General features: G+C 65.9%; 3 protein-coding genes. 1 reads left to right on the forward strand and 2 read right to left on the reverse strand.

From position 1 onward, the window contains the following. Nucleotides 1-774 (reverse strand): alpha/beta fold hydrolase (locus A5701_RS26150; protein WP_067761034.1); only part of this gene is annotated, 774 nt, incomplete at its 3' end. A 334-nt stretch (nucleotides 775-1,108) separates the two neighbouring features. Between A5701_RS26150 and A5701_RS26155 the strand changes: the two genes are divergently transcribed. After that, a complete protein-coding gene (locus A5701_RS26155; protein WP_067761036.1) occupies nucleotides 1,109-2,044 on the forward strand; it encodes an SAM-dependent methyltransferase in 936 nt (311 codons plus the stop codon). A gap of 33 nt (nucleotides 2,045-2,077) precedes the next feature. Here A5701_RS26155 and A5701_RS26160 read toward each other — a convergent pair whose 3' ends face one another. Continuing rightward, on the reverse strand, nucleotides 2,078-2,557 hold the full coding sequence (locus A5701_RS26160) for a hypothetical protein (RefSeq protein ID WP_067761038.1): 480 nt from the start codon (nucleotides 2,555-2,557) through the stop codon (nucleotides 2,078-2,080). Between the last annotated feature and the right edge of the window lie 168 nt (nucleotides 2,558-2,725).

Consider the following 2,725-nt stretch of genomic DNA (forward strand, 5'->3'; position numbering starts at 1 on the left):
GTGTGTGGTCAGCATGCCGTGCGGGTAGCCGGGATAGGCCTTCACGGCGCCGTTCTGAAGGAGGTCGACCGCCCGGGGCGCCGCGCTTGCGAACGGGACGATCTGATCGTCGTCGCCGTGCATGACCAGGACGGGAACGGTGATCGCCCGCAATTCGTCGGAGTAGTCCTGCAGCCAGGACACCACCGTCTCGTAGTGAGCCTGGGCACTGCCGGACATGCCCTGACGCCACCAGTTCGCGATGACCGCCTCGGACGGTTCCACACCCGGGCGGTTGAATCCGTAGAACGGCCCCTCTGGCACGGCGCGGAAGAACTCCGATCGATTTCCCAAGATGCCCGCACGCACCGCGTCGAACCACTCCTGGGGTTGCCCGCCCGGATTGTTCTCGGCCTGCGCCATGCTCGGGGTCGGGGAGGACACCAGCACCGCCTTGGCGACCCGCTCCTGGTGGCGCGCCACATAGCAGGCCACTTCAGCGCCGCCGGTGGAGTGCCCGATGTGGACGGCGTCGCGCAGTTCGAGTTGCTCGGTCAGCGCGGCCAGATCGGCCACCCAGTGCTCGATGTCGTTGCCGGTCCCGACCTGCTCGGACCGGCCATGCCCGCGCCGGTCGTGAGCGATCACCCGATAGCCCCGGTGCAGGAGGAACATCATCTGCGCATCCCAGTCGTCGGCCGTCAGCGGCCAGCCGTGACTGAAAACGATCGGCTGGCCGGAACCCCAGTCCTTGTAGAAGATCTCGACACCGTCCGAGGTGGTGATGGTGGGCACAGACGCTCCTCTCGCAGCCGTTCGCCGTTATCGAATGACAGTCAACCGCAAGCCAAACATTTTTGCCTGCCAGGTCTGCGACAGCTTGGACCGCTGCGAGTTTTCGGGTGTGCCCTCACGACTGCTTTATGTGGGAATTACGCACATCGATGTTGCTGCGAAATGGATTGGTGCGCATTGTGATAACAACTACGGCGGAGTCCTACTGGTAACCCGCTAAATTCGATTGCGCCATGGCCGCGCGCATGTGGTCGCGGTGGTCACGTCAGCGGCGTCGCTGAGGAGGGCCAGGAGACGGGTTGTACGGTATCCAGGCGGCTCTCGGAGGTTCACGATGACACCACCCAATGACGACACCTGGGGTCCGGCTACCGGAGTGGGAACCACGGCCACGATGGCGGCGGCCGCGAGAGCCGTCGCCACCAGGGATGGGATTATCGACGATCCTTTTGCCGAGCAGTTGGTGCGCGCGGTCGGTGTGAGCTTTCTGACCCGCTGGGCTACCGGCGAGCTCGTCGCCTCGGATATCGACGTCGCGGGCAGCTCATGGGGGCTGGCGCAGATGCCCGCATCGATTGCGGCCCGCACGCGGTACTTCGACGAGTTGTGTGCCGATGCCGCAGGAGCGGGCATCCGTCAAGCCGTGATCCTCGCCTCGGGCCTCGACGCCCGCGCCTACCGACTGGACTGGCCTAAAGGGATGACGGTGTTCGAGATGGATCAACCGGCCGTCATCGAGTTCAAATCCACCACACTGGCCAAGCTCGGTGCCGTACCAAAAGTTGACCTACGCACGGTCGCCATCGACCTGCGCGACGACTGGTCGACGGCACTGGTTACGACGGGTTTGGACGTCAAGAAGCCCACGGTATGGATTGCCGAAGGCCTATTCGGCTATCTGACACCAGCGGCCCAGGATCGGCTGCTCGAGATGGTCACCGCCCTGAGCGCGCCGGGCAGCCGACTCGGGAGTGAGGCTGTGCCGAATACCGCCGACATGGACCCCGACGCAGCGCGCCAACGGATGCGCGAGGCCACTGCCAAGTGGCGCGAGCACGGCTTCGAACTCGACTTCGACGTGGTCCAGTTCGAAGGTGAGCGCCACGACGTCGGGGCGTACCTGGATGCGCTCGGGTGGGCGTGGGTCGCAACGCCGATGGCCCAGCTGCTCGCCGGCTTCGGGTTGGGGGCGATCGCACGGGCCGCCGATGATCGACAAACGATGAACGGCGTCAACTACTACACGTCGACGCTGGGCGTCGGCCGCTAGAGGCATTTCGGGGGAGCGGCACTCGCCGGGCGCTCAGCTGGGGCATGCGCGTGCCAGGGTGGCCATCTCGTCCCCGAACTCCTGGTTGGCCCGAGCCACGGCTTTCGCCGAGGGCGGCAGTTCCGTTTTCAGCGGGTCTTGTCTGCCTAGGTCGTCGTTCATCCGGTTCGCGTCCGTCATGAATTCACGGGCCAGCGCTGCCGCTCGCTGCGCGTGGGCCGACAGCCCGGGCGCGGTCACCTGGTTGGCTCGCCGCTGCAGGCCGTCGAGCCACGCCTGATAGTCGGCGTCACTGGGTACCGAGTTTTGTTCGTAGGAGCCCGGCGGCGCAAACCGCGTCTTCGCCTTCAACGAGGCCTGCGCGTCGCGGTTGAAGTCGATGAATTGCCGCACACTCCAACACGGTTGCGCCCGCTCATCGATCCGCCACGCGACGAACAGACCCGCGGCGGCCACGGCTGCGCACCATACCGTCAGCAACCGCCGGGCGGTCTTGTGTGCGTTTGCGGCCACGCGATCAACCTAGACCAGGGATCGGGACGATTGGCACCCAGCGGTCGGCGCCCGTCACGCGTGGGGGCAGAAGAAACCCAGGATCTGTTGGCAGTTGTCCCTGTTGATGAGCGCCGGCGGCGGCGAGCCAACCAGGTGACCGCGCCCGGGCTGTCGGCCCACGCGCAG

Source organism: Mycobacterium sp. E3305, from assembly GCF_001666785.1.
In the GTDB taxonomy this organism is placed as follows: domain Bacteria; phylum Actinomycetota; class Actinomycetes; order Mycobacteriales; family Mycobacteriaceae; genus Mycobacterium.

What these genes read in the sequence shown, in the direction of transcription:
- A5701_RS26155 (WP_067761036.1), top strand. Translation starts at nt 1,109, where the DNA reads ATGACACCACCCAATGACGACACCTGGGGTCCGGCTACCGGAGTGGGA.